Here is a 25,122-nt window from a genome sequence, read left to right on the forward strand (position 1 = left end):
CAAAATGATAGCCAGATCAAACCAAAATGACTTACATAAGCATTCCCATCGCTTAATAACCCAATATGTTGATAAGTATTCACTAATTGCCTAAGATGACAAAGTAATGACAAACTGACTGAACGGCTCAGTACTTTTACTTTTTAAAATAGAGGTAAAAGAGGCTGCTTGTTTTTAACTCAATCAGTTAACGATGGGCAGTGTAGGTATTAAACCGGTTAAAATTTGTGATGAAAGTCACCAGATTATTGTTAATAACTATGCAACAACAAGATGATAACCAAAAGTGTTGAAAGGACTTCTGTGTGCCAAGTAGTAAACTGAAAACTGCAAAAGCAGTGCAAGACTCTGCAGCCCTACACTTCAGGCTGCATTACAATTGTTGTAAAAACTGTCGCTGCCAGAATTTTGGTTTAGTCGAAAGCGCTGATTATTTGGCTGAAAGCTTCCAACTGGGTTACCCCGCCCTGCATTGCAAAGCCTGTGGCAGCTATCCCCCTTTGGTAGACAGTGAAAGCGTTAATCGCATTATTGACGAGCGTGCTAAGCAATACCTCAGCAAAGCGCCCTGCGGATGCGGTAATTGCGAACCCGGTTTCTTCCTCGGCCCTAGTGTTGGCGTTAAGCGCTATGGTAAAACAGGTGCCAATAGCCAACGTTATCAATGTCGGCAATGTGAGTCAGTTTTTACTCAGGTCAGTATCAAAGGAGAGGAGCAATTAGCTACATTATTCAATAGTTTAAGCTTGGGGCATAGCCCGCAGAAAATAATGCAGCAGCTAAGTATTGCACCCAAAATTTATTATCAATTACTACAAAGACTATTTCATTGCTTACGCTTTTATACTCGCCAGCAAGAACAAAAAAGCTTAAACGGTAGTTTTATTGCGATTCATACCGAAAGTCAGATACATGCATTTTCTGAACAAAAGAAAATTTGGACCTTATGCTCTACCGAAGTGAACTCGGGTTACGTATTACTTCATAGCCACAATCAAACTCAGCTTGAACTGAACGACAATGCTTATTACCAGCAAAAAGCCTCAACGTTGCTCCCCTCGCTAACCGAAAGCCCAATCGTAGAAGCGCTAAAGCGACGTTATCAACTCACATTAAACCGTTATCATTTTGAAGATTTACACTATGGGCCTACAGTAAACTTGCGGGGAACCAAACTATTGCAACCCTCGGTTTGTGCTTATGCACACTTTCAACTGCTCTCGGGTTTTACCCAACATAGTGAAAATTTTCATCATTATATTGAGCATGAAAGCAGTATTCGAGGTGCGGCATTGATGTGCTGTGTAGACGAAATCAAACAGCAAAGAGCTGAAATCTTTTACCTATACCGCCACCCTCGTACCCAATCTGATATGGGGACCACCGGCAATAAAGTCGGTTGGTGGAACGACCGTTGGTTTCCTGCAGACTTTGGCGCTTTTTGCGGTATTACTTCTGTTCAGCAAGTCCCCGCACCTATTTCATTGCCGCAACCAGAAGCATGCCAAAACTACTTCACACATCTGCAAGAAAATATGTCGAAGCAGCTGAAAAGTGCCAGTTCTGTCGATGCACTATTTGAAATCAACCGAGCCCTTTTTAATTACGTGATTCCAGATCAACAAGGCGTAAGCCCTGCAATGCGGTTAGGCGCTAGCCAAAAACTAATGACGGGTAGCGAATTAGTCAATGCCGCGGTCGCGGCGGTCAACCAAGATCATGTGCTTAAGTTTAATACTTGAAGGCTATTAGACCAAAGCATGTGTTTTAACTGATCGTGTGACTCACTGCGTAACTCACTCAAGCACTGAAAAATAGCGGCCAAATGCAACGGAGTATTATGCTCTGTTGTCATTTGGTATAGCGGCATATCGGGGGCATCAGTCTCTAAAACTAAAGCATCGATAGGTAAGCGACGCAATGCTTTACGGGTTTTTTCTGAGCGAGGCCAAGTGATCCCGCCGCCCACGCCAATCTTAAAGCCCAAATCGACAAACCGACTGGCTTGCGTATAGCTACCACTAAAACCATGAATAATACCCCCCACATCAAATTGCTGCTGTTTAATCAACTGAGCAAGGCGGTCGTGCAAACGAACAGAGTGCACCAATAGAGGCAGTCGATGTTTTTTGGCGGCGACAATTTGCTGAACAAATGCAAACTCTTGATGAGCGAGGGTTTCAGGAAAACGGCCATCTAAGCCGCACTCTCCCCATGCGCTAAGTGTTTGCCGATGCTTGTAAACTAGCTGGTCTAGCGTATCTAGCTGCGGTAGCAATTGCTCAGGCTTTCCCAATAATGCGCTCCGTTCTAAAAAGCACGGGTGGTAACCTAAGCCCACTTTGAGCATGGGATGTTCAGCTAAGGAGAGAACGGTTTGCCAGTTTTGTGGACCCACCGCTGGCACCATACATAACTGAATATCGTGCAGCTCAAACTCAGTCAAGTGTTTAGCCAGCTCGTCACTAAACGGCAAGAAATCTAAATGGCAATGCGTATCAAACCAAGCCATATTAACTATTGCCCTATTGTTTCATGATCAGTTTTTTCATGAACAGTTTTATCATGCTCTTGGGGTATACAGCTACGACAAGGCTTATCTAACCCATTTATCGCTAGCCAATGGTCGTAACCTGCTAACTTATCTCGAAAAAACTTGAGCATACCTGCAAACATATTCTTCCCTTAAGCTGGCTAACACAACGTTTATGCGAATTTTACCCACATAACTAGGTAATATCTCTTAATTCGGCTATTGATTCAGAGAAATACTAGGGAAACGATATTGAATTCACTTATCCTTAGCCCTACCCTAAAGCTCAATCACTCTATTTTATAGTGATTGCAGGGATTAACATAAAATAATTTCATGACGCGACGCGGACTACACTTAATGAGTCAGGCAATCTAGTCCAGCGCACCAAGCCTCTACTTATAGATTATACTTACTGCATTGATGGCCAAGTCATCGCCAAAAATGCATAGGCAATTGAATATAAGTGCTTCTAGGCAAGCTATTGGTGTCACCGCAGACTGCACAGCGCTCAAGTCAAACTAGTCATATTGATGTAATTAGAGTAGACGTTTCCATACAAACAGGGAGTTTAACGTGAAAAAATTCACCACCAACCTAACTGCTGCAGCTATAGCAGTAGCATCTTTTGGCGCTTTGGCCGCTAAACCAGCCGTTGTTTATGATACCGCCGGTAAATTTGATAAATCTTTCAATGAAGCAGTGTTCCGCAACGGCGTTGAAGTATTCAAAAAAGACAAAGGCGTTGATGTTCGCGAATTTGAGCCACAAAACGAAGCGCAACGAGAGCAAGGTTTACGTCGCCTAGCCAGCCGCGGTTTTAGCCCAATTGTCGCAGTGGGCTTCAATATGGCATCTGCCGTTGAGAAAGTTGCCACTGAGTTCCCAGACACTAATTTCACTATTATTGACATGGTAATTGATAAGCCAAACGTTCAATCGGTGGTGTTTAAAGAACACGAAGGGTCTTTTTTGGTCGGCGCATTAGCAGCTAAAACCTCTAAAACAGCGACCGTTGGCTTTGTTGGTGGAATGGATATTCCACTGATTCGTAAATTTGCTTGTGGTTACAAACAAGGTGCTTTGTATGCCAACGCTGATATCAAAGTACTGGAAAACATGACCGGCTCAACGCCAGCGGCTTTTGCTGATCCAGCGAAAGGTTCTGAACTAGCTAAATCGCAATTTTCTCAAGGCGCTGATGTCATCTACGCAGCAGCTGGTGGAACCGGTTTAGGTGTATACCAAGCAGCAAAAGACGCGGGTAAACTCGCGATTGGCGTTGATTCAAACCAAAACCACCTGCAGCCAGGCACTATGCTGACATCTATGGTTAAGAAAGTGGGCGCCGTAGCCTACAGCACCTGGGAAGAAGGCATGAACGATACTTGGCAGCCCGGTATCAAAGCCTTAGGTCTAAAAGAAGATGCTGTTGATTGGGCTCAAGATGAGCACAATGCCGCGTTAATCACGCCTGAATTAGAAGCCTATGTTGAGACTATTAAAGCTGACATTATCGCTGGAAAGATTAGCGTTCATGACTACATGTCTGACAATACTTGTAACTACTAAGTAAGCGCTTAGCCACCACGCCAACCTCGAGTTGGCGTGTTTTTACTCGCTAGATATTGGAAATCTAAATTGACACAAGCAGCTGATTTTGCCATTGAACTGGAAAAAATCGATAAACGCTTTGGTAGCGTTCACGCTAATCGCAGTATCGATCTGGCAGTTCCCAAAGGCACAATTCATGGCATTATTGGTGAAAATGGTGCCGGTAAATCCACTTTAATGAGCATTATCTACGGCTTCTATCATGCCGATGCAGGTTTAATGCGAGTTAACGGCCAGCCCTATAAACCGCAAAATTCTCAAGAAGCGATCAGCGCGGGTATTGGCATGGTGCATCAACATTTCATGTTGGTAGACTCCTTCACTGTATTAGAGAATATTGTCTTAGGCGCAGAAGGCGGATGGCAGTTAGACATTAGCCTCTCCAAAGCGCGTAAAAAACTAGAACAATTGGCCAAAGATTACGGCCTAGATGTGCCTTTAGATGCCTTAGTTGGCGATCTAGCGGTAGGTCTTCAGCAGAGGGTAGAGATCCTCAAAGCGCTGTATCGAGATGCCAAAATCCTCATCCTTGATGAACCCACAGGGGTGTTGACCCCTCAGGAAGCCAATCACCTGTTTACTATTTTGGGTAAATTACGCGATCAAGGCACGACGATAATGATCATCACCCATAAGTTGCGCGAAGTATTAGCGATTACCGATAACGTATCGGTAATGCGCCAAGGTGCAATGGTAGAACATGTCGTCACAGCAAAAACCAATCAAGAACAGCTTGCCGAGTTCATGGTAGGCAGAAAAGTACTGCTACAAGTAGAACGAGGCCAAGCCAAACCTCAACAAGCCCTCATTGAAGTGGACCAACTCAGCTATACCGACGCAGCCGGTGTCGCCCGAGTAAAAGAGGTCTCTTTCAAGGTGCGAGCCGGAGAAATAGTCGGTATAGCTGGGGTTTCGGGCAACGGACAATCTGAAATACTGGCATTACTTAGCGGTATTCTTAAACCCGCTAGCGGCAGCATTAGCCTCAATGGAAAACACATTAGCCATGAGCACGCCAAAGACCCTCGTGAAGTAAGAGCCATGGGGGTGGGTCATATTCCCGAAGATAGACATAAACAGGGCTTGATCAATAAGTTTGCGGCAAAAGAAGCTTACATTCTTGGCTATCATCATCTCGAACAATACAACAACGGCTTGTTGCAAGATAAAAGCGCGATTGACCACGCCTGCCAAGAAAGCATGCAGAAATGGGATGTTCGCCCCAGTGACAGCAATCTGAAAACTGCAAATTTCTCTGGCGGGAACCAGCAAAAACTGGTCATAGCTCGAGAGATGGAACAAAACCCAGACATTTTATTAGTAGGCCAGCCTACTCGCGGTGTAGATATCGGTGCGATTGAATATATTCACCAGCAAATTATTCACTCGCGAGACGCCGGTAAAGCAGTACTGCTGGTTTCTGTAGAACTGGATGAAATCATCAATCTAGCAGACCGTATTTTAGTGGTATTTGACGGTGCTATTGTCGGTGAAGTTAGTGCCGAGCAAGCTGATGAAAAAACCTTAGGATTAATGATGGCCAACATTGTGCCAGAGCATATTAAGCACACTGCTCAGGGAGGCGGGTTATGAGTCAAGCACAAGTACCTGCATGGGTAAGTGTTGCCCTATTACCTGCTATTAACGTATTTGCAGCTTTTCTGGTGTCGGCGCTATTGTTTATGTATATAGACATTTCGCCTATCGACGCTATAAAAGTAATGTGGACTGGTGCTTTTGGTTACGCTGAGGGCTTTGGTTATACCCTCTACTACACCACCGGTTTTATTTTTACTGGCTTAGCGGTAGCAGTGGCATTTCACGCAGGTTTATTTAATATCGGAGGTGAAGGCCAAGCCTATATAGGCGGGCTGGGCGTAGGCCTAGTGTGCTTAACATTGGGCGAATATATGCCTTGGTATATCGTGTTTCCGGTGGCCATTATTGTTGGTGGTTTATTTGGTGCAGCTTGGGCGTTTATTCCGGCCTACTTACAAGCTAAACGCGGCTCGCACATTGTCATCACTACCATCATGTTCAATTTTATCGCAGCGTCTTTAATGGCCTACTTACTGGTAGATGTATTAAAGCCAGACGATACCATGGCGACTGAAAGCCGAGTATTTGCGGTATCTTCGTGGTTACCTAAAATGCACGAAATGCTCGCTTGGTTTGGCATTAGCATGTCCCGTAGCCCGCTAAATTTGAGCTTCATCTTTGCGCTGCTTTGTTGTGTCTTTGTATGGTTATTTATCTGGAGAACACGTTGGGGCTATGAAGTTCGCTCTGTGGGGTCAAACCCCAGTGCTGCGGGCTACGCTGGTATTAGCTACCTGAAAACTGTTGTAGTAGCGATGCTAATATCGGGCATGTTGGCGGGGTTCTTTGGACTTAACGTCTTACAAGGTGAACTGCACCAAATTAAACTCAACTTCGTTGAAGGTTTTGGTTTTACTGGGATAGCGGTTGCATTAATGGGCCGTAACCACCCGCTAGGTGTGCTGTTAGCTAGTTTACTGTTTGGTTTTCTTTATCAAGGTGGTGCTGAGCTGAGCTTTGAATACGGCGTTGACCGTAACATTGTGGTGGTACTCCAAGGCTTAGTGATTTTATTTTCTGGTGCTTTGGAGCACATGTTTAAACCCTCACTTGAGCGCAGCTACCTGAAAATTTTTGGGAAAAAGCAAAGCCATTCAGAAGGAACTGCTTAAGATGTTTGAAACGATAATCTTAATGCTAGATGCAACTATTCGAGTTGCAACACCGCTAATTTTTGCATCCTTAGCAGGTATGTTCTGCGAACGCTCTGGCATTGTAAATATTGCCCTAGAAGGTAAGCTACTGGGGGCCGCTTTTGTTGGCGCAGCCACCGCTCATGTTACAGGCTCAGCATGGTTAGGCCTGTTAGCCGGTGTGGCTATTTCAGTGCTACTCGCACTGCTCCATGGATTCGCTACGATTACCCATCGCGGTGACCATGTAGTAAGTGGCATGGCCATCAACATTTTAGCGGCTGGCTTAACTGTGACTTTGGGCCGCCATTGGTTTCACAAAGGTGGACAAACGCCCGCGTTAAGTGGTGATGCTAGATTTGCCCCAATCCATTTACCCGGTGCCGATGCAGTGGCAGATATTCCAGTGATTGGTTTGCTTTACTCTGAACTGGTCAGCGGCCACTCGGCCTTAGTTTACCTGCTGCTAATTACCGTGCCATTAGCCTGGTATGTGATGTTCAAAACCCGCTTTGGGCTGCGCTTAAGAGCGGTTGGCGAATCCCCAGCAGCGGTTGATACCGCTGGTATTTCAGTGGTCAAGATGCGTTATAGCGCGGTGATTATTTGTGGCTTACTGGTGGGCATTGGTGGGGTTTACCTATCGGTGGCGCAAACCGCACAATTCATCCCTAATATGAGTGCAGGTAAAGGTTACATGGCACTGGCTGCGCTAATCTTTGGTAAGTGGCGACCTTTTACCGCCTTAGGTGCATGTTTGTTATTTGGCTTTTTGGATGCCATGGCTATTCGCTTACAAGGTGTTTCAATTGGCGACTTTACCATTCCAGTACAGGCCATTGAAGCCATACCTTACGTGCTAACAGTGTTCTTATTAGCCGGATTCATAGGCAAAGCAGTAGCGCCTAAGGCGATTGGTGTGCCTTATACTAAAGAACGTGAATAATATCACCACTGAACCAATAGTATTGGTGTGAGGCTATCCAATAGCCACAAAAAAGGTCGCAATTGCGACCTTTTTTATGCGTCAGTAATGATGACAAATTTAGTGTTCGCGGGTTTTCAAAAACTTAACGCTAGGGTAGCGTTCAGTGGCCAAGTTTAAGTTAACCATTGTAGGCGCGAGGTAAGTAAGGTTGTCACCACCATCTAGGGCCAAGTTGTCATGCGCTTTTTTCTTAAATTCTTCAAATTTCTTAGTGTCATCACCAGCACACCAACGCGCAGTGGCTACACTAATACCCTCGTATACCGCTTCTACTTTGTATTCAGTACGTAGGCGATGAACCACCACATCAAACTGCAATACACCTACCGCGCCAACAATTAAATCGTTATTGCGCATTGGGCGAAATAACTGCACTGCACCTTCTTCAGAGAGTTGAATCAAACCTTTAAGCAACTGTTTTTGCTTCAAGGGATCTTTCAAGCGAATACGGCGGAACATTTCAGGGGCAAAGTTTGGAATACCGGTAAACTTCATCGCTTGACCTTGGCTAAAGGTATCGCCAATTTGAATCGTGCCATGGTTGTGCAAGCCAATAATATCGCCAGCAATCGCTTTTTCGGCGGCGCTGCGGTCGCCCGCCATAAAGGTTACCGCATCTGAAATACTGACGTCTTTGCCTAAGCGCACATGGCGCATTTTCATTCCCTTGTTGTATTCACCTGATACTATGCGCATAAAGGCAATACGGTCACGGTGTTTAGGGTCCATGTTGGCTTGAATTTTAAACACAAAGCCCGAAAAACTGTCATCACTTGCGCTTACTTCACCTATATCGGTAGCACGTGGTTTAGGGGCTGGCGCCCAGTTAGTTAAACCTTCTAACATATGGTCTACACCAAAATTACCCAAAGCCGTACCAAAGTATACGGGGGTGAGTTCACCCGTTAAAAATAGCTCTTGGTCAAACTCATTAGAAGCGCCCAATACCAGCTCGAGCTCTTCACGCATTTGTTCAGCTAACTCTTCGCCCACTGCAGCTTCAACCTCTGGATTATCTAAACCCTTGATTATTTGCTGCTCTTGGATGGTGTGACCTTTACCTGTTTGGTATAAAATCACTTCATCTTTCAGAATATGGTAAACACCTTTAAACAACTTGCCACAACCGATGGGCCAAGTGATGGGCGCACACATAATGTTGAGTTCACTCTCTACCTCGTCCATGACCTCCATTGGGTCACGAATATCACGGTCCAGTTTGTTCATGAAGGTTACGATCGGTGTATCACGTAAACGCGTCACTTCCATTAATTTGCGGGTACGATCTTCTACACCCTTGGCGGCGTCTATCACCATTAAACATGAATCAACCGCAGTAAGTGTTCGGTAGGTATCTTCCGAGAAGTCTTCGTGTCCAGGCGTATCCAGTAGGTTTACGATGCAATCGTTAAAGGGAAACTGCATTACCGAAGTGGTGACCGAAATACCACGCTCTTTCTCCATTTCCATCCAGTCAGATTTAGCATGCGTAGCATTACCGCGGCCTTTAACCGTACCGGCTTTTTGAATCGCATTTCCGAACAACAATACTTTTTCAGTAATGGTGGTTTTACCCGCATCCGGGTGAGAAATGATTGCAAAGGTTCTTCTGCAAGAAATATCATGCAACAGTGAAGCGTTAGACATCGAATAGATTCTTCTAGTTGAGTAACGCGAGGATGCAGCAAAGCGGCAACTTGGCCCTTACAGCACAATCACCCAGCGTTTAGTTAATCGTAATTGGCGGCTATTTTCGCCGATCTAGCCTTGATAAACAATCGGTGCTTTTAGCAGCAGACCTAAAAAGCCCTTAAGAACACCGATATATTGCTCCCAATCGCGGGAAACAGCACCCGATGTGGTATTCAGCCCTATGGTTAAAATGCAAGGGCAGGCATGCGCTTCACTAGACTTTTAGTCTGATGACTGTAAATCGCTCGTATATCCAGCCCTGCGCGGTACCACCCCATCAATAATCAGCGGCTAAGTCAGCAAAAACCGGGGAAGCCAGAACTTGTCAGCTTTCTTTACAAATAGCGCTTATTATCAATAAAAATAATAAGAAAAGAGCGGCCACACAAGGGTTCATTCACTTTGGTATAGTTTTTGCCTTTAACTGGTCGTATCAGTTAAATCAGGAACTCTACTTTGAATTTTAAGCACCTTGTATTGTCATTTGCAGCCTTATGTTGCAGTACGATTAGTTACGCAACCATTATCGACTTTAACGAGTTAAGCAACGGAACCATCGTAGATAACGAGTACCAGCTCAATTACGGCGTGACGATTAATGCGACGAATGTGGCGCGTAATCAAAATAATATGGCAGTTATATTCGATTCAAGTTTACTGCAAACAGAAGACCCAGACCTTGAGTCACCGTTCACTAATATTAACAACCCATCATTGGGCATTTCTAACCCAGGTAATATTTTAATTATCCATGAGAACGCCAGCTCCTGTGATCTTCTCAGCTGTCAAAACCCTGATGATGAAGGTAGCCGCCCAGCGGGTTATTTCACTATTAATTTTTCAAGCTCGGTGTATTTAGAGAGCATCGACTTCTTCGACATCGAATTGGCTGAAAACGGCTATACACCGGAAAATGCAATTCATTTATTTGATGCGCAGAATAATGAATTATTCCCTACCGAGTTTTTCACCCCGCATACTGGCGGAGACAATACTTGGGATCGCTTGAACTTTGATGTAGCGGAGGTGGCTTCGATACGTATTAAGCTAAATGGTTCAGGCGCTATCGACAACATTAAGTTTTCGGTTCCTGAGCCTGGTAGCATTGCGTTATTTGCTTTGGCGCTGTTGGGATTAGTTGCTCGACGCTTCAAGTAAATTAAACGCTCGATGATAAAAAAGGCGCTAGATTAGCGCCTTTTTTTATTGCCATTGTTCGAGTTAATCACTAAAAGCGACTGTCGCTGGCTTTATTCGATAAAACATTGCATACCACATCGGAAGCTATCACACTTAATATCGTGGTTAAGGTCGCCATACCTTACTGGCATATCTAAAGAGTTTTACAAGCAATCGCCTGCACTACTGCGCCCTTACCAGTGTGATAAATACCTTCTACGACAATACGCTCTAATTCGAGAAGGTGTGTAAATTCCAAGGCCTTTAGTTCAGCCTGTAATGACTCTTTAGATTGCATTACATCCAATGAATTACCGCCACCAGTTGCAAACTGAAGCTGCTTAGGCGTATAAGCTTCTAGCAGGAATACCCCATTGGCCTTTAACGCGCCAACCACTTGGTTATGCAGCTGAGCTCTTAAGGCTGAAGGCAAAGGGTTAAAGATAGAGATGATCCCATCCCATTTGCTTTCACCTAGATCATAATCAGCAAGGTCTGCATGAACAAGCTCAATGCTCACCCCATGTTTATCGGCGAGCTTCTTCGCTTTAGCTAAACCCACCAATGAAGAATCAACGGCAGTGACGCTGAAGCCCTGTTGGGCCAGAAAAACCGCATTTCGCCCCTCTCCTTCAGCCAAGCTCAAAACACGACCTCGAGTAATATCGGCAAAATTAGCGGCTAAAAATTCGTTTGGCTGTGTTCCATAGGCATACTCTTCAGAGCTATATCTTTCATCCCACATTACATACTCCTTAAATAAGCACCTATATATGGTACTAAATCACAAACATTTAGCCGCGCTTAGACAACTTAAAAACATCAAGTTTGTGTACCAAATAAAAGCTACCAACAATGTATAAGCCCACCATCGATAACTGAACAATACGCCCGACAAATTTTTCATTGGCTAAACCACCATCGCTGCCTATGGTGCTACCTAATATCACCAGGTAGGCCGATAAACCAGCAGCAACTATCGCCCCTTTTGGGTGTAAATAAATGGCTTGGGCTAACAGCATAAAACTGAGCAGCACCAGCAGCGTTAAAAACAGCATGTGCGGCACGGCGACTAATAGATTAAACACCGCAATGGCGATCAGTCCGCCCAAAATATTAGTGAACACGATGCCCACACTAGCTTTGGCACCTTTTGATAGCTCTGGATGCTGTGCCAAAATAGCCACGAAGATAACAACCAATAAGTCAGTGAGTTTATCAAAAGCAAAAAAGTAAACCACCAAAGGGAACACCACCATAGTGCTGACCAAGGCTTTGCGAATCGCTACGTCAGTGCCAACAACACTTACTGGGGCAGCCGGAGTTTTGCTAGCAAAACTATCATCTACTGGCACTAAATATTGAACTAAGGCAACAATCAATAATGCAAAAACAAAGGCCAGCATAAAATCGACCACAAAGCCTAAAGCAACTGCTCGACTAATACTGGCTAACAGTGGTAAAGCAATGATAGCCACCAACAAAAACAACACCACCAGCTCATTTAAGCCTGTATTAGCGCGATAAAATACATAGAACAGGCACCAAGCGATGATTATCATCAATAGTATTGGGTAGGGTTGAGCCACCAATACAATAGCCAGCCCCGCGACAAAACAACTTAAAACAGCCAAGGCTAGAACCTTCACCATTTTAAGACGTAAAGGGGGTTTACCGGGTAACAAAAACTGCGCTACGAATAATGCGGTTACAAACGACATGCTCCATTCAACGCTTACAGCTAGTACCAATATTAAACAGCTGGTAATGCTAAAACGCAGCATATGCCGTTTCAAGCTATCATGCTGAATTTGCTCAGGCATGAAACTAGTAGACATACGACAGCCAGCTTTTCACTCGTAATGAGAGTTTAGCGAGAGTTTTCATGACAACGGTGCCTTCAGTATATACCGTAACATTGGCCTGAGCGCCTATTCTACGCAGGCCATGTGCATCTTCATCACTGAACTGAATAATCACTGGGAATCGCTGCGGGTCGCGTAACCATCCCGCAGTTTGAGGGATAGAAGGTAAGCTTCCCAAGTTGTTGGATTGCCCAAAATTGACGGCAAAGCCGATAGAACGAACCTGACCTTTAAATATTCTGCCTGGGGCTACGTCTAGCGCAATCTCCACCGGGTCCCCTTCTTTTATGTGCGCGATATTATTTTCACGCATGTACGCTTCAATCCATACATCCTTGGTGGTAACAAAGGTCATTAGCGGCTGCCCTTTGTTAGCATAGTAGCCTGCGTCTAGCTGTAGATTAGTCACACCACCATCGGCCGGCGCTAAGATCACCGTTTTACTCAAATCTAAACGTGCCTTACCTAATTTAGCAATGGCCGATTGCAACTTAGGATTGTCTTCACCGCTAGCCCCTAAACTATGTTTAGCTTGTTCTAACTCGGCGGTGGCTTTAGCCACCCCCGCTTTGGCTTTAGCCACATCACTGCGCGCGCGGTCAATATTTTGCTGCGGCACCACATTCTTATCTTCTACAGCAAACAAACGATTGGCATCGCTTAGCACCGATTGATAGGAGGTCGTAGCCTCAAGTAAGCGAGCTTGCGCAGCCGACACCCCCGCGGTTCCTGCGCCGATTTCTTGCCCGGCAGTGGCCAAGGCTGCTTCAGCTTGGTTTACTGCTAAGATGTATTCTTCTTCCGCTATTTTGGCTAAAGGTTGACCTTTTTTTACCAGCTGGTTACTCGTAACCCTCACATTCACCAATTTACCCGACACCGAGGCAGATATTGGAACCACAAATCCAAAGACCCGAGCGTTATCTGTTGTGGGGGTTACCCGATCAGCGACCACATAAACAATGAACACCAGCGCACAAAGTAACAGCACAACTAAAGAGCTATTACGAATGGGATTGGGCTTGGTGGTGGCTAGGGCTTGCTCATTTTGTTCAGACATCAATGTTTCTCTTACTTCCGTTGTAAATTGGCGTGTAAATACACAAAAAGACTTAATCGGTGCTAGCTTGATTATTCAATTCTAACCAAGCGAGTAGAATACGATAGCTTACCGCCAGAACTACCGCACCTAAAAATAATCCCACAAATCCTGACATTAGCATTCCACCTAGTGACCCTAACAAAATCACTAGCATAGGCACATCAACACCGCGACCTAACAACAAAGGTTTTAATACATTTTCACTAAATCCAGCCAATACGCTCCATATAGCGAAAACAACTGCGACGGTCGTCGATTCATTGTTAAACACATATAAGATTATTGGTAAAACCACCAATATCGGTGGTAACTGGGCAATGGCCAATACTAATACCAATACCGACCAAATCGCAGCGCCAGGTACACCCACCGCAAAAAAACCAATAGACAATAATGCAGCTTGAATCACTGCTACCCCTAAGACCCCTTTAGCTACACTTTGAATGGTATTGCTGGCTAAATTGGTTAACTGAGGTCCGTGATCACCGGCAAGAGCTTTCGCTAGCAATGTCGCACCATGTACCGACTTTTCACCGTTTGCCATAAATACACCAGCAATGATCACCGAAAAGCAAAACATCAGTAAGCCACTCACAAGCCCCCCCGCAAAACTCAAAGCCGCTCCAGCTATATCACCCACTTGGCTGGCATAACCGACTAAGTAACGTTGAAGGTCACTGGCTGCTAAACTCCATTGTTGATGTAATTTGTCACCGACCAAGGGCCAGGTTTTGATTGATTCCGATGGAGGCGGTATTTCAAAAGTACCCTGCTGAATCTTATCGCTAATGGCAGCGATGCTATCTACTGCTGCCGTGGTGATTTTTACTCCTGGCAGCAAAATGATCGCCAGCGAGACCAGCACAATCACGGTGGCAGCTAGCCCGCCCTTACCTAAAATGTTTTTAAGTTTTATGTATAAAGGATTTAAAGCAACCGCTAGAATCATTGCCCAAACAACCGGGGTAATAAAGGGTCTAATAATCTCAAAACACCACGCCACCAACACAAACAATAACCCTATTTTTACCGCAGCCTCTAGCACACCGCGTTCAAATCCTTTTTGATTCAACATATCCCTGTTCTCTTGGTTATTTAACGCTCAGCACTCAATTAAATGCCATTAGCAGATGACGATTAGTATAGAAAAAAAGCCAAGTAATTGTTTAGTTTATTAAAATAATAACTACTCTGCGATAACATCGTTCCTCAAGGACAAAACAATGGCTGAATCAGTTAAATACGGTTCTACCCAGCCACAACATACTCAACCGATACTCAAAACTGCAAACTTAGCGCCTCTCCTTGATAACCAACGTTTTGTCGCTGTGTACCGCTGGCGCTGATAAGGGTAATCACAAAATGGCGTTGCTGCTGCATACCGCTATAGCTGCCTTGGCGCTCAGCAATCTCTAAACAGGCTTTAGCATCGTGCCAAAAAAAACTAATTTCACTGTATTTACCTTGCTCATATCGATAACTATCGCCTTCGTCTTCATACAGGATAAATTCGCCATCTTGACCCGCATAGATTTGAATATTTAATGGCTCATAAGGGAGCTCATCATGATATTGCACATCAGGGCCATGGGGAATGATGGCCCCCGCTTTTACCAACAAAGGCATACTATCTATCGGGGTCGCCATAAATAGGGTTTGTCCGCCTAGGTAACACTGTTTATTCCAGTAGTTGTACCAAGCGACCCCATCCGGTAGCACCACCTCTCGCTCAGCAGGGTACAGTTGCGTTTTAGTTTGACTTAAACCACGGTGAGCCCAGCTAAGGCTGCATTTTGATGAACCTTGCCAATGAGCATACTCCACCACCAATGCATAACTTTTACCCGCCTGTAATTGGCTTTTAGCTTTGTGATTAACTTGTGCTTGTTGCTGCCAGCTATCAATCAGCAGTATTCCATCTAGGTAAAAACGTACTCCGTCATTGGCATGTATTAACCAATCATAATGACCATCAACCGGCGCGGTAAGCTGAGCTGCCCAGCGCACACTGTAGCCACTTAAGGGCAAACCAGCTGGCGGCCCGCCCGCCCAGTTTCCGTCTAAGGTGTCACATCTATGCTCACTGACGAGCTGCATAAAGCTGTCATCTCGATAATGCTGCTCAATCAGCCCAGACATCCCTTCTTCAGTTTGCAGACATGAGCATTCAATCAATTGTTGCTGTAGCTGTTGTTGGTGGAACATCGGCTGAGTCACAGGGCAAACCATCAGGCTATGACCAAACATAAACTGATCACTAATATTGTGTAACTGGCGTTGCTGCCTGAAATCAAACGCTAGCAAACGCATCATTGTGCCGCCATGTTGAGTCACTTGCCACGCCTGCGAATAGATGTAAGGCAACAAGCGATAACGCAATTTATCAAACTTTAACAAAGCATCGAAGGCCCAATCACCCGGCTCGCCAAACTGATAAATCTCACGCGGAGTATTCGCCCCATGAGAGCGAAACAGCGGGCAAAATGCGCCAAATTGAAACCAGCGCACATAGAGTTCTTTATAGGCATCATCATCTACCCCCTCTGGGAAATTAGCGCCAAAACCACTGGTAAAGAAGCCGCCAATATCAGTGGTCCAATAAGGTAATCCGGCAGCACACAAATTTAAACCCGCTGGAATTTGCTGACGCAATACTTGCCAAGTAGCACTAATATCGCCCGACCAACAGGCCGCAGCATAACGCTGTTGCCCTAAATAACTTGAGCGACTAAGGGTAAATACCCGTTTGTCTTCAGCACCTTCAGCTATATCTTTTCGCTGTGCTTCGTAAACGCCTCGCGTGGTCATTAACGAGTAGCCATTAAGTACTTTTTTCCATGAACCTAACTCTGTGTCACGCTGCTGATAACAAAACTCAACGCCATCTTTTGGATTTTGAGTGGAGATAAATTCAGGTTCTGTACCGTCCATCCATAGCGCATCCACACCTAAATCCATCAAGCCTTGCTTAACATGCTGCCAATAGATGTCGCGCCCTTGTTGACTATAGGCATCGTAAATATGGCCATCAGCCCAATGTTCGGTTTCAAATAAATGGCCGTGCGCTAAGAGCTGATTAAATACCGGACTCCCCCTACCCACTATTGGCCAAATCGATACCATCAGCTTAAAGTTCATGGCGTGAAGCTCGGCAATAGTTGCCGCTCCATCACCAAAGGTTTGTGGGTCAAACTGCATGGCGCTCCAGCCTAGGTCTCCCCAATACTTCCAATCTTGCACAATATTATCGATGGGAATGTTTTTCTCACGATAGCGTCTAGCCGTAGCGAGCAAGTCTTCGGCATTAACGTAGCGCTCTTTGCTTTGCCAGTAACCATAAGCCCAGCGACCAAACAATGGCGCTGCGCCAGTTAAACGCCGATATTGCTGAATGATTTGTTCAAACTCTGGGCCATAAATAAAGTAGAACTCAATGCAGTCGCCAGCTTCACTACTAAAATTAAAACCATTATCTCGACTCGTAAACTCGGTAAACGACAGTTGATTCCATAAAATGGCATAACCCTTAGTTGAAAGCAGCAAGGGGGCAGCAATGCCTTTATTTGACTGGCATATTTCGCGGCGTTGACTGTGGTAGTTAAAGATCCCGTCAGGGTATTGGCCTAGGCCATAAAAGGCTTGTTCACCATCGCTAACAAAATGCTGAGCCAGATGCTGTTCTCCATCAGCTTGCAGCTCGATACAAGATAAACCAATACTTACCAGAGGCTGGCCGTTTGACAGGTTTACCTGCAGCTGTCCGCCGCTATGATTGAGCCGCAAACATTGGGTATCTAAATGCGTAGCTGAACTCGAAACAGGCTCAATATAGCTTTGAGGTATCATCACAAGCTGTTGTGCCACAGTTGAATCGCTAACGATTACTTGGGAGGTAATCCGTACTTTAATCACCTTATGATTGATGACCTCAATATGCGCGATACCCTCAACTAGGCACGCTGAAGATGGATCTGACTTAACAAAGTGGGGAAATTGAATGGCTGACATGCCGCAGGCCTTAAGGGGACAAAATTACCTTAAAGTGTAATTCAATTATCCATATTAATAGAATGGACTTTATTAATATTGCTAAAAAAGTCTACAAAAATGATTGATTGCCATGGTGTTAGCTAAATCGACCATTTTCGTTAACACCATTCATCTGCCAAACCCAATTAAACCTGACAGCTTTCGACTTAAAGCTTACAGTTTACGGTTGGCTCTAATGGCTAGGCAGCTCAGCGATTTTACTGGAGATATTTTCAAGTGTGGTGATTAACTCAGCAAACTTAGGGCGCAAACTCAAATTACTTTGCATACAATCTTCTTTCAGCTCTACCAGCGTCTCGATTAGCGCTTGGTCTGCATGATTAGTAGCTTTGGTATGGATTAACATATCCTCTAACAAACAGCCAAACGCCCGCACCTCTACTGCTTGCATCGCTTCTTGCTGCAAAACTGGCAAATTTGCCAAATGCGATGCTGCACCAAAGTCACCGAACAATAGCTCTGCCTGCTGGTTTAACATGGTGTTATGAGCATATACATCACCATGGCTCACCTGATTAGAATGCAAGTGGTGCAAGGCTTTAGCCATATTCCCGATCACTTTCATCAGTATTTCTAGCGAAAACTGAGTGACTGGCTCAAAGGTGTCTCGAGTACAAGTTTGCAAAGAAGGCGGCAAACCTAGGTTGTAAAAATCGCTAGGGATCAGCTCCATCACCAAGGCCATTTTTCCAGGCTCGTTGACTTGCGCCACCACCTTAATTAGGTTGCTATGTTCGCCTGCCGTTAAGCAGCATTTAAGTTCATCTTCTGGATAACCATCACTGGTTACATTTCCCTTAAACAGCTTTACTGCAACTTCTTTGCTGAGACCACTTAACGCCAACGGCTGGTTTAACCAACGCGCCTTATAAATGAAACCCGAGGCTCCTTCACCAAGCTGCTCAGCTAACTCAAGATCGGCAAAATTCACTGTGCGCATCGGGCTATCGGTGTAGTTCTTGCTACTAAAAGGATTCCCAGCAAAAGCTAACCACGCTAAACGAGGAAGCTGCAGTAACCAATCGGGCAAAGCGCTTAAGCTATTAGCAGACAAACGTACTAACTCAAGACTACGACACAGCGCCATACTACTTGGCAGCTCTGCCAGTTTATTACCGGCTAAAGCCAGCTTTTGTAAACGGCTTAACTGGCCCATAGAGTTGGGCAAACGACTAATTTGGTTATCAGTGAGAATTAGCCATCGGGTGTTTACCGGCAAACACCCCTCTGCTACTTGGCTGATTTTATTCGCTTTAAAGCCTATCATTTCTAGCTTAGGGCAATGCTGTAAAACACCAGGAATATGCTCAAAGCAATTATTCGACAAAAATAGAATTTTTAAGTTTACTAGGCGAGGTAAATCATCGGGTAAGTCATTCAGCTGATTATCAGATAAATCAAGGATCTCTAAACTATCCGCTAAGGTGAATATTTCGGGCGGGAATACCTTTAAGCCTTCAGCTAACTGGAGGCGTTTAATGCCAATAAGTTGGCCAGCACGTAGTTGCTGTAGGGTAGCTGAATTCGACAAAATAAACTTAACCATTACCAATAAAGGGCGCTAATAATACGGCAGAACATCCAACGAAGAAAGGCCTACAAGGCCTAAGCGGCTATTTAACACAACGGTGGATAAGGAAGACAAACCAGCCATAGCAATCCTATAGCGTTGTTGTTAAGCACGCATTGACCTTCGAGCAGCGCTTTGTGGTTGCGGGCCTACTTTAACCACTCTCTTGCAGACTCAGTAATAGCCACCACGGCAGGATTAGAAATACGCCGCTCAGCCGAAATAGCAAAAAACTGTTCGCGCACAGCGTTAGTGCTGCCGATGATTTGAACATTATATTGACTAACGACTTCATCAGCGATGGCGCTAGGTACTGTAAAAACACCGATGCCCGCTTGCCCAAAGGTTTTCATTAACGCGCTATCGTCAAACTCTCCCACCACCAGCGGGTGAATATTTTGTTTATCAAACCATTGCAACAAACGCACATGCAGCAAATTAATATCACTCGGGATAAGTAAGGGAGCGCCATCTAAACTGGCGGGAAAATTAGCCTTTAGCGTAACGGCCAACTCAGGCACGGCCACAAAGCTGATCCCGCTTTCACCCAGCGAGTGGTTAAAACCTCTAATACCTAAACCCGGCGGTACAGGGCCATCGGCTAATACTATGTCCAAACGATTAAGTGCCAGTTCTGCCAACAAGCTTTGCAGGGTGTTTTCTTTACACACCATTCGCACTGAGTCCGATAAATGTAAGGCTGGCGCCAACAAACGGTAAGCAATGGTTTTAGGCACCACTTCGGCAATACCGACTTTAAGCACTTGCGGTCGTTCGGCTGGGCCGTTGCGAAGCGCATCTTCTAACTCATCACCTAACGAAAAGATTTCATCGGCATAACTCAAGGCTAGACGACCGGTTTCGGTCAACTCTAAGTTTCGGCCTACCTTGCGAAACAAAGCATCCCCAAAATGCTGCTCCAATAAGCTAATTTGACCACTAATGGTTTGCGGCGTGATGTGCAATAACTCACTGGCTCGAGCAATACCGCCCTGCTTTGCTGCTACCCAGAAATAATGTAGGTGTTTGTAATTAAGCATCAGTAAATACTTCGTTTTTTACGAACCATAAGGAAAGTATATTCGAGTATACCTAAGTATCAAAGACTATTAAGGTAGAGGCTCGTGACTCAAATTACCCTGAATGACCTAGGAGCAAATTATGCCTGGCACCATGAAAATTGATATGCACGCCCAACACTTCCCCTTAGGTGACTCTTTACAAGAGTACATTCGCCGGCGCATTAACTTCGCGCTGGGCTCCCAATACGACAACATCATGCGCATTGCGGTAAAGCTTTCCGATAGTAAAGAAGCCAAAGGCGCTGCCGGCAAACGCTGTCAAATACTGGTCAAATTAGCGGGTCAAGCAGATGTGGTAATCGAAGACATTCAAAGCCAGCTTTACGTAGCTATAGATAGAGCAGCTAGCCGAGCCAGTCGCTCGGTGACTCGGCGCATTGCCCGCATGCGCAATAAAGCCTTACGAGCCCCTAGTTTTAGCTCGGCAGACTACGACGACGAACATCAAGAAACCGACCCTTTGGATAACGAGTTCTCAGAGTATGGAGGAATCGACGAACAGCTATTTGAGTTCGCGGAAGAACACCAAGATGAAGTTAAAGAAGGAGAAACAAGATGAGTACCAAACCGCTCTCCAATGCAGTTCTACAAGCGGGAGGCTCAGCGCTATCGAGTAACAAGGTAATTCGCAATACCTATACCTTGTTATCTATGACTCTACTATTTAGTGGTGCCAGTGCTGCACTATCGATGGCTTTAAACCTGCCGCATCCTGGCATCATAATCACTTTGGTGGGCTATTTCGGCCTACTCTATGCCACTGTGAAATGCCGTAATAGTGGCTGGGGCCTAGTCTGTGTATTTGCCCTAACTGGCTTTATGGGCTTAACGCTCGGGCCAATATTAACCGCTTATTTAAGCATGCCTAATGGTGGCATGATCGTAACCCAAGCAATGGTAGCCACCGCGGTAATTTTCTTATCGTTATCAGCTTACGCGATTACTACCAAAAGAGACTTCAGCTTTATGGGAGGGTTCTTAATGGTAGGCATTATCGTGGCATTTTTTGCTGGCATAGGGGCAATAGTGTTTGCTATTCCTGCGCTGTCTTTAGGTGTCTCGGCCATGTTTGTTTTACTTATGTCTGGCTTAATCTTGTATGAAACTAGCAACATTATTCAGGGTGGAGAAACCAACTACATCATGGCGACCACCTCGCTGTTTGTCGCTATTTTCAACTTGTTCACGAGCTTGCTGCATATTCTTGGCTTCCTAAACGGCGATGACTAATACTCAGCGAGAGGAGATACCGTAATGACGATTAAAAATCTATTAAACCAATTTATGGGAGGGCAGCCATCGGGCTCCCCACAAAATCAGCAAAATGGAAGTGAACGCGGCGTGCTGGGCTCAATCACTAACAATATACCTGGTGGATTAGTGGGCGGCGCGGCGGCTGGTGGGCTAATGGCTTTACTGGTGAGTAATAAATCTGCACGCAAAGTGGCAGGTAAAGCGGCCACCTATGGGGGTGCAGCAGTGCTAGGCGGCTTAGCTTATAGCGCCTTCAGTAATTGGAAGAAGCAGTCAAAGCCCTCAGACCAAGGCCACTCTAGCACGAGCCTAAGCCAAGTTAACGAGGCGAGTTTTAGCTCACCAGCGACCTTGAGCGATGACTTTCAGCTAACTTTAGTCAAGGCCATGATAGCAGCAGCAAAGGCCGACGGGCATATTGACGAAATAGAGCAACAGCGGATCTTTGATGCGGTCGAGCAAATGGCTTTAAGCAATGAAACAAAAAACACCTTGTTTGAACTAATGCGCAATCCGGTATCAGTGGGAGAATTGGCCGCTAGTGCAGCAAGCATTGAGCAAAAGTCAGAACTGTACTTAATCTCTTGCTTTGCTATCGATTTAGACCAAGCGACAGAACAAGCCCATCTGGATAGCTTGGCGTATGCGCTACGCTTACCTTTCGATTTGGCCGAGCAACTGCAACAACAAGCCCAGCAGGCGCTAAGTCAAGCTGCGTAAATATTCATTTAGATGACCGGCAAGGAAGCTAGTAGCTAGTTGTTGCGTCAAGCTTCAACTATCTTCTTCACTGGAAGCCAGTTGGGTCGGGCTCGAGTTCACCAATGCCTCCGCTTGATAATCTTCTTTAAGTGCAACGCCTGATAGCTTCAGCGATCTGGCTTTAGCCAATAAATAATATTGTTTGTTGGCCGCCTGCTGATAGCTTAGACCGGCAGTTCTTACATTAGAGATACAATTTCGCGCTTCATCACTCAAGCCTAACTTTGGCTGCCAAGTCATGTATAAGCCCATACTGTCGGGCGAGCTTAAACCAGGGCGCTCACCAATCAAAACCAATACTGCATCAGCATTAAGCAACTGACCTATTTCGTCGCCAATCGCCACCCGCCCTTGCTGCACAATGCTCACAGGCGCCAATGTCCAAGCTTGTGGATCTTGCTCAAATCGCTCAAATAGGCAACCTAAGAAGGCGCAAGCATGTTGTGATATCGCTAAAGCTGATAAACCATCGGCGATCACGATGGCTAAGTCAACACGCTGTTTAGTCGCGACAGACTCGAGCTGTTTAACTGAATCAGCATCTAAACGGCGGCCTAAATCGGGCCGTTGTAAATACCTCGCTCTATCGGTGGCTTTAGAATGCAAACTAATAATGCTGTGGGCTGAATCAGTAAACACATCCTCTAGTTGGCTCGTTAATTCGGCCAACGCTAAAGGATAATGCACCGCATCTTGTGCCTGAGCATGGGCCAATTGAAAGGCTAATTGATGCTGGCTCGGTAAACTTACTCCTGCTCGCCCTAAGGCGATACGCGCATCGCTAAGTTGCTTAAGCTCATGCCAGTCGTCCTGTTTGACGGTTGTTATGTTTTTTTGCTTAGTCATTGCTTACCTTCGCTGAGAGAGTTCGATTAAAGATTGGCTAAACGCTGCTGGCAACTGGTCTTGTAAACTAAACGGCTGCCCAGCGTTGCTGATAGCCATTTTCTGCAACCAACTATCGAACTCAGGCGCCGGTTTAAGCCCCAATACACGCCGAATATATAAGGCATCATGAAAAGACGTACTTTGATAATTAAGCATAATGTCATCAGATCCCGGTACTCCCATCACAAAGTTACAGCCCGCCACCGCCAATAAGGTTAATAAGTTATCCATGTCATTCTGGTCAGCCTCAGCGTGGTTGGTATAACAGACGTCACAGCCCATCGGTAAGCCCAACAATTTGCCGCAAAAATGGTCTTCGAGGCCAGCTCGAGTGATTTGTTTTCCGTCGTATAGGTACTCTGGTCCAATAAAACCTACGACCGTATTAACCAATAAAGGATCAAATTTACGTGCAACCGCATAGGCTCTTGCCTCACAAGTTTGTTGGTCTAAGCCATGATGAGCGTTGGCCGACAAAGCACTGCCTTGGCCGGTTTCGAAATACATGAGGTTATTGCCCACGGTGCCACGCTGAAGACTTAATGCAGCTTGCTGCGCATGGGCTAATAAATCGAGATTAAGCCCAAAACTAGCATTGGCCGCTTCAGTTCCCGCGATTGACTGGAATACCAGATCAACCGGTGCGCCCTGTTCTATAGCTTCAATTGTATTCGTCACATGGGTTAATACGCAGCTTTGGGTCGGAATTTGATAGTGAGTTCGAACATCGTCTATGAGATGTAACAGCTTAACCGTTTGTGCCACATTATCGCTAGCAGGGTTAATGCCTATTACTGCATCACCACTGCCATACATTAGGCCATCAATAATACTCGCGGCAATACCTCTGACATCATCGGTAGGGTGATTAGGTTGTAAACGCGTGGAAAAATGCCCCGCTAACCCTATGGTAGAGCGAAAAGCAGTAACCACTCGACATTTTTTAGCCACCAGAATCAAATCTTGATTACGCATGATTTTACTCACCGCGGCGGCCATTTCAGGAGTAATACCCGCGGCGACCTGCGCCAGCATTGCGCTACTTGCCTGATCACTCAGTAGCCAATTTCTAAAATCCCCCACGGTAAAATGGGATATCGCTAAAAAAGCCTCAGCATTATGCTCATCAATAATTAGGCGACTTACCTCATCGCGCTCGTAGGGCACTAAGGGTTCCTGCAAAAATTGCTTAAGCGGCAACTCGGCCATCAAGTCGGCTAAATTATGAAAACCATAACTTTGCTTACCCAATTGATATCGATACTTAAATTTACCTAGCGGAGTGTGAGTATTCATCGACAGATCCATTTACCAGCTTGTGTACGACTATAACGACAATGACTTAATAAGCGCTAGGGTAAATTGACTAAACCTATTCATACTCAACTTACTGAGCAGCTAAAACAGAAATTTGCTATGCTCTGAGCCATCAAGCAAGTGTGCGGAGATAAATACTATGAATCGTAAGAAGAAAATAAACGACACCTTGAAGAAAAAGCAGAAAAAAATGAATGCTAAAAATCAAAAAAGCAATAAACCTCGTTACATTTCCAAAGCCGAACGCGCAGCCTTAGAAGCAGAAAAAGCAGTAGCAAACTTAAGCCAAGTAGAGCCAGCCGATGCCGAAGAAGGCGCGACAAAAGACTAAAATATAATACGTTTTTTCGATTCCAGCCTGTTATTTCCCTCTTAGCGAAATGTCTTACCTGATAAAAAACGCATTACACAACTAAACTAAGCATCTATTAAATAGAAGTTTTTCATCAGTTTGTTTACAAATTTGAAACAGTTCACATTAGTGTGTTTTCGCA

The 25,122-nt window shown here is 45.2% G+C and carries 21 protein-coding genes; 10 read left to right on the forward strand and 11 right to left on the reverse strand.

Features of this window, described 5'->3' with window-relative positions; genetic code table 11:
• The first annotated feature begins 305 nt into the window (after positions 1-305).
• Positions 306-1,742: a hypothetical protein gene (locus tag M0C34_RS16750; protein ID WP_248712816.1), complete on the forward strand. Its 1,437-nt coding sequence runs from the start codon at positions 306-308 to the stop codon at positions 1,740-1,742.
• Here M0C34_RS16750 and M0C34_RS16755 read toward each other — a convergent pair.
• Positions 1,718-2,512, reverse strand: coding sequence for a TatD family hydrolase (locus tag M0C34_RS16755; protein ID WP_248712817.1), 795 nt, complete (start codon positions 2,510-2,512; stop codon positions 1,718-1,720). The two genes, M0C34_RS16750 and M0C34_RS16755, sit on opposite strands and share 25 nt — an antisense overlap.
• A 597-nt stretch (positions 2,513-3,109) precedes the next feature.
• On the opposite strand from M0C34_RS16755, the gene M0C34_RS16760 reads away from it, so the two are divergent.
• The 4 genes from M0C34_RS16760 (at position 3,110) to M0C34_RS16775 (ending at position 7,825) form a co-directional block, all read left to right on the forward strand.
• Positions 3,110-4,105 carry a BMP family lipoprotein gene (locus tag M0C34_RS16760; RefSeq protein ID WP_248712818.1) on the forward strand — a complete coding sequence of 332 codons (996 nt, stop codon included), beginning with the start codon at positions 3,110-3,112 and terminating at the stop codon, positions 4,103-4,105.
• A gap of 69 nt (positions 4,106-4,174) precedes the next feature.
• Positions 4,175-5,740: an ABC transporter ATP-binding protein gene (locus M0C34_RS16765; RefSeq protein ID WP_248712819.1), complete on the forward strand. Its 1,566-nt coding sequence runs from the start codon at positions 4,175-4,177 to the stop codon at positions 5,738-5,740.
• Complete coding sequence (locus M0C34_RS16770) at positions 5,737-6,858, forward strand: ABC transporter permease (protein WP_248712820.1); 1,122 nt, start codon at positions 5,737-5,739, stop codon at positions 6,856-6,858. The genes M0C34_RS16765 and M0C34_RS16770 overlap by 4 nt, the downstream gene beginning before the upstream one ends.
• 1 nt (position 6,859) lies before the next feature.
• Positions 6,860-7,825: an ABC transporter permease gene (locus tag M0C34_RS16775; protein ID WP_248712821.1), complete on the forward strand. Its 966-nt coding sequence runs from the start codon at positions 6,860-6,862 to the stop codon at positions 7,823-7,825.
• A gap of 99 nt (positions 7,826-7,924) precedes the next feature.
• Here the strand turns inward: M0C34_RS16775 and prfC are convergent, their stop codons facing one another.
• On the reverse strand, positions 7,925-9,514 hold the full coding sequence (gene prfC, locus M0C34_RS16780; RefSeq protein ID WP_248712822.1) for a peptide chain release factor 3: 1,590 nt from the start codon (positions 9,512-9,514) through the stop codon (positions 7,925-7,927).
• Between the two features lie 501 nt (positions 9,515-10,015).
• Here prfC and M0C34_RS16785 point away from each other — a divergent pair.
• Positions 10,016-10,717, forward strand: coding sequence for a PEP-CTERM sorting domain-containing protein (locus tag M0C34_RS16785; protein WP_248712823.1), 702 nt, complete (start codon positions 10,016-10,018; stop codon positions 10,715-10,717).
• Between the two features lie 175 nt (positions 10,718-10,892).
• On the opposite strand, the gene M0C34_RS16790 is transcribed toward M0C34_RS16785, so the two are convergent.
• The 7 genes from M0C34_RS16790 to nhaR form a co-directional block, all read right to left on the reverse strand.
• A complete protein-coding gene (locus tag M0C34_RS16790) occupies positions 10,893-11,483 on the reverse strand; it encodes a class I SAM-dependent methyltransferase (RefSeq protein ID WP_248712824.1) in 591 nt (196 codons plus the stop codon).
• Positions 11,484-11,532: 49 nt separating this feature from the next.
• Entirely contained in the window at positions 11,533-12,576 is a 1,044-nt protein-coding gene (locus tag M0C34_RS16795; RefSeq protein WP_248712825.1) for a DUF2955 domain-containing protein, read from the reverse strand.
• On the reverse strand, positions 12,566-13,663 hold the full coding sequence (locus tag M0C34_RS16800) for an HlyD family secretion protein (RefSeq protein ID WP_248712826.1): 1,098 nt from the start codon (positions 13,661-13,663) through the stop codon (positions 12,566-12,568). Before M0C34_RS16800 ends, M0C34_RS16795 begins: the two co-directional genes overlap by 11 nt.
• A gap of 52 nt (positions 13,664-13,715) precedes the next feature.
• Complete coding sequence (locus M0C34_RS16805; RefSeq protein ID WP_248712827.1) at positions 13,716-14,780, reverse strand: AI-2E family transporter; 1,065 nt, start codon at positions 14,778-14,780, stop codon at positions 13,716-13,718.
• Between the two features lie 203 nt (positions 14,781-14,983).
• The gene (locus M0C34_RS16810; protein WP_248712828.1) at positions 14,984-17,713 is read right to left on the reverse strand and encodes a TIM-barrel domain-containing protein; all 2,730 of its coding nucleotides are present in this window, start codon (positions 17,711-17,713) and stop codon (positions 14,984-14,986) included.
• Positions 17,714-17,927: 214 nt separating this feature from the next.
• Positions 17,928-19,301: a leucine-rich repeat-containing protein kinase family protein gene (locus M0C34_RS16815; protein ID WP_371923086.1), complete on the reverse strand. Its 1,374-nt coding sequence runs from the start codon at positions 19,299-19,301 to the stop codon at positions 17,928-17,930.
• A 173-nt stretch (positions 19,302-19,474) separates the two neighbouring features.
• Complete coding sequence (gene nhaR, locus M0C34_RS16820) at positions 19,475-20,365, reverse strand: transcriptional activator NhaR (RefSeq protein ID WP_248712830.1); 891 nt, start codon at positions 20,363-20,365, stop codon at positions 19,475-19,477.
• Positions 20,366-20,486: 121 nt separating this feature from the next.
• Between nhaR and M0C34_RS16825 the strand changes: the two genes are divergently transcribed.
• From M0C34_RS16825 to M0C34_RS16835, 3 genes are read left to right on the forward strand one after another with little or no spacing between them, the layout of a single operon-like run.
• Positions 20,487-20,966: an HPF/RaiA family ribosome-associated protein gene (locus M0C34_RS16825; RefSeq protein WP_248712831.1), complete on the forward strand. Its 480-nt coding sequence runs from the start codon at positions 20,487-20,489 to the stop codon at positions 20,964-20,966.
• On the forward strand, positions 20,963-21,637 hold the full coding sequence (locus M0C34_RS16830; protein WP_248712832.1) for a Bax inhibitor-1/YccA family protein: 675 nt from the start codon (positions 20,963-20,965) through the stop codon (positions 21,635-21,637). Before M0C34_RS16825 ends, M0C34_RS16830 begins: the two co-directional genes overlap by 4 nt.
• Before the next feature lie 24 nt (positions 21,638-21,661).
• Positions 21,662-22,381 carry a tellurite resistance TerB family protein gene (locus tag M0C34_RS16835; RefSeq protein WP_248712833.1) on the forward strand — a complete coding sequence of 240 codons (720 nt, stop codon included), beginning with the start codon at positions 21,662-21,664 and terminating at the stop codon, positions 22,379-22,381.
• A gap of 54 nt (positions 22,382-22,435) precedes the next feature.
• Here M0C34_RS16835 and eutC read toward each other — a convergent pair whose 3' ends face one another.
• Both eutC and M0C34_RS16845 read right to left on the reverse strand, forming a co-directional pair.
• Entirely contained in the window at positions 22,436-23,269 is an 834-nt protein-coding gene (gene eutC, locus M0C34_RS16840; protein ID WP_248712834.1) for an ethanolamine ammonia-lyase subunit EutC, read from the reverse strand.
• A 3-nt stretch (positions 23,270-23,272) separates the two neighbouring features.
• Positions 23,273-24,607 (reverse strand): ethanolamine ammonia-lyase subunit EutB, encoded by a 1,335-nt coding sequence (locus M0C34_RS16845; RefSeq protein ID WP_248712835.1) that lies wholly within the window; start codon positions 24,605-24,607, stop codon positions 23,273-23,275.
• A gap of 160 nt (positions 24,608-24,767) precedes the next feature.
• On the opposite strand from M0C34_RS16845, the gene M0C34_RS16850 reads away from it, so the two are divergent.
• Complete coding sequence (locus tag M0C34_RS16850; protein ID WP_248712836.1) at positions 24,768-24,959, forward strand: DUF2986 domain-containing protein; 192 nt, start codon at positions 24,768-24,770, stop codon at positions 24,957-24,959.
• The last annotated feature ends 163 nt before the right edge of the window (positions 24,960-25,122 follow it).

Origin of the sequence: Agarivorans sp. TSD2052, from assembly GCF_023238625.1 — a bacterium.
In the GTDB taxonomy this organism is placed as follows: domain Bacteria; phylum Pseudomonadota; class Gammaproteobacteria; order Enterobacterales; family Celerinatantimonadaceae; genus Agarivorans.

Excerpts from the sequence above, each read along its gene's own strand:
- M0C34_RS16795 (WP_248712825.1), bottom strand. The coding sequence starts at position 12,576 with ATGTCTACTAGTTTCATGCCTGAGCAAATTCAGCATGATAGCTTGAAA.
- M0C34_RS16845 (WP_248712835.1), bottom strand. The coding sequence starts at position 24,607 with ATGAATACTCACACTCCGCTAGGTAAATTTAAGTATCGATATCAATTG.
- M0C34_RS16800 (WP_248712826.1), bottom strand. The coding sequence starts at position 13,663 with ATGTCTGAACAAAATGAGCAAGCCCTAGCCACCACCAAGCCCAATCCC.
- M0C34_RS16805 (WP_248712827.1), bottom strand. The coding sequence starts at position 14,780 with ATGTTGAATCAAAAAGGATTTGAACGCGGTGTGCTAGAGGCTGCGGTA.
- prfC (WP_248712822.1), bottom strand. The coding sequence starts at position 9,514 with ATGTCTAACGCTTCACTGTTGCATGATATTTCTTGCAGAAGAACCTTT.
- M0C34_RS16770 (WP_248712820.1), top strand. The coding sequence starts at position 5,737 with ATGAGTCAAGCACAAGTACCTGCATGGGTAAGTGTTGCCCTATTACCT.
- M0C34_RS16830 (WP_248712832.1), top strand. The coding sequence starts at position 20,963 with ATGAGTACCAAACCGCTCTCCAATGCAGTTCTACAAGCGGGAGGCTCA.
- M0C34_RS16790 (WP_248712824.1), bottom strand. The coding sequence starts at position 11,483 with ATGTGGGATGAAAGATATAGCTCTGAAGAGTATGCCTATGGAACACAG.
- M0C34_RS16775 (WP_248712821.1), top strand. The coding sequence starts at position 6,860 with ATGTTTGAAACGATAATCTTAATGCTAGATGCAACTATTCGAGTTGCA.
- eutC (WP_248712834.1), bottom strand. The coding sequence starts at position 23,269 with ATGACTAAGCAAAAAAACATAACAACCGTCAAACAGGACGACTGGCAT.
- M0C34_RS16825 (WP_248712831.1), top strand. The coding sequence starts at position 20,487 with ATGCCTGGCACCATGAAAATTGATATGCACGCCCAACACTTCCCCTTA.
- M0C34_RS16835 (WP_248712833.1), top strand. The coding sequence starts at position 21,662 with ATGACGATTAAAAATCTATTAAACCAATTTATGGGAGGGCAGCCATCG.
- M0C34_RS16755 (WP_248712817.1), bottom strand. The coding sequence starts at position 2,512 with ATGGCTTGGTTTGATACGCATTGCCATTTAGATTTCTTGCCGTTTAGT.
- M0C34_RS16850 (WP_248712836.1), top strand. The coding sequence starts at position 24,768 with ATGAATCGTAAGAAGAAAATAAACGACACCTTGAAGAAAAAGCAGAAA.
- nhaR (WP_248712830.1), bottom strand. The coding sequence starts at position 20,365 with ATGCTTAATTACAAACACCTACATTATTTCTGGGTAGCAGCAAAGCAG.
- M0C34_RS16815 (WP_371923086.1), bottom strand. The coding sequence starts at position 19,301 with ATGGTTAAGTTTATTTTGTCGAATTCAGCTACCCTACAGCAACTACGT.
- M0C34_RS16810 (WP_248712828.1), bottom strand. The coding sequence starts at position 17,713 with ATGTCAGCCATTCAATTTCCCCACTTTGTTAAGTCAGATCCATCTTCA.